We start from the raw sequence: 310 nt of genomic DNA, 5'->3' as shown, positions 1-310 counted from the left end.
GACCACCGGTCTCGCCGGCACCACGGCCACCACATGGCCGCGACGCAGCCGAAGGTCGTCCTCGCGAAGACCGAGGCCGCGGCGGTGCCGGCGGGACCGGTGGTCCGCGCCGAAGCAGCTGCTTGGTCCAAGGTCTCGCTCGCCCCCGTCGAGGTGGCCCGCATCGAGCCCGCCGAGGACGGTTGCTGCCGGCCGGGCTGCAAGACCCGCTGCTGCGGGACGATGACCTGCTGCGTCACCGGCGTCCTCACCGGTCCTTATGCCCTGTCGCCGTCCCTGTTCCGGACCGTCACGCTGATCCCGCGCGACG

1 protein-coding gene is annotated in these 310 nt (G+C 73.2%); it reads left to right on the top strand.

Annotated features, from left to right (window positions below; translation table 11 throughout):
• The coding region (locus ACLBX8_RS31865) for a hypothetical protein (RefSeq protein ID WP_447716432.1) at nt 1-310 on the top strand (310 nt) is incomplete at both ends.

The organism is Methylobacterium sp. D48H (assembly GCF_053345715.1).
Note: the sequence above shows the minus strand (reverse complement) of the source record. Positions and strands in the feature narration are given on the sequence as shown.